At 74.1% G+C, this 1,101-nt stretch carries 2 protein-coding genes; one reads left to right on the top strand and one right to left on the bottom strand.

Going from position 1 to position 1,101, the window contains the following annotated elements; translation table 11 throughout:
• The coding region (locus tag KBX53_RS33850) for an SRPBCC family protein (RefSeq protein WP_210863909.1) at positions 1 to 278 on the bottom strand (278 nt) is incomplete at its 3' end.
• 268 nt (positions 279 to 546) lie between these two features.
• Here KBX53_RS33850 and KBX53_RS33845 point away from each other — a divergent pair.
• A partial coding sequence (locus KBX53_RS33845; RefSeq protein ID WP_309140917.1) for an HAD family hydrolase occupies positions 547 to 1,101 on the top strand: 555 nt, incomplete at its 3' end.

Below are 1,101 nucleotides of genomic sequence, written 5' to 3'. Positions count from 1 at the left end.
AGGGTGAAGGCCACGATCGCCTCGCCCGCCGGCCAGAGACCGGCCTTGAGCACGAGCCGGTGCGGCGGTTCGCAGACCAGCACCGTCGAGGCGTCCTGCAGGGAGAACGGCCAGGGCCCGGCACGGTGGTGCAGTTGGCTGCCGACCCGGGGCCAGGCGTCGTCCACGTCGCGCATGTGCGCGGTGCCGACCACCCAGTCGCTGTACGTCCATCCGTCAGCGAGCACGTCGAACACCCGCTGCGGGGGAGCGTCGATCACTTTCTCCACAATCGCCACCGGGATTCCATACCCGGGGCACGGCACTGGCTAACGGCCGGCGGGGTTAGCTTCTCCGGCACGGCGGGTAAGGCCGACCCGGGGCACCGCGGCGCGCTGGCCCACCGCCTCGACGACGACGTTTACTCCTCGGGGCGCAGGGAACCCGCCGCCTGTGCGACAGGACCAGGAGGATCCGTATCAGCGCAGGTCAGCCCAGGTGTACGCCGCTGCTGACCGCGCCGGTTCCGGGTCTGTCGCAAGCCCCCGGCCCGTCCTGTACGACGCGGTGCTGCTGGACCGGGACGGCACCCTGATCGAGGACGTGCCGTACAACGGCGACCCGGAGAAGGTGCGCCCGGTGCCGGGCGCCCGGGCGGCGCTGGACCGGCTGCGCGCGGCCGGGCTGCGGCTGGCGGTCGTCACGAACCAGTCGGGTCTGGCCCGGGGTTACTTCACCGGGGAGCAGATGCGGGCGGTGCACGCCCGCGTCGAGGAGCTGCTGGGCCGGTTCGACGCGTGGCTGGTCTGCCCGCACGACGACGCCGACGGTTGTGACTGCCGCAAGCCGGCACCCGGTCTGGTGCACGCCGCCGCCCGCGAGCTGGGCACCACCACGTCCCGGTGCGTGCTGGTGGGCGACATCGGCCGGGACGTCGCCGCGGCGCTGGCCGCCGGGGCGGCGGGCGTGCTGGTGCCCACCCCGGTGACCCGACCGGAGGAGATCGCCGCCGCCGGGTGGGTGGCCTCCGACCTGCCGTCGGCGGTGCACGAGATCCTGCGCCGGCAACAGGCCGTGCAGCCGGCGACCCCGCCCACCGAACCGGTACGGACGGCGCTGGTG

Origin of the sequence: Micromonospora sp. M51 (assembly GCF_018070305.1) — a bacterium.
Lineage (GTDB): Bacteria > Actinomycetota > Actinomycetes > Mycobacteriales > Micromonosporaceae > Micromonospora > Micromonospora parva.
This window is presented reverse-complemented; position numbering and strand designations above follow the sequence as displayed.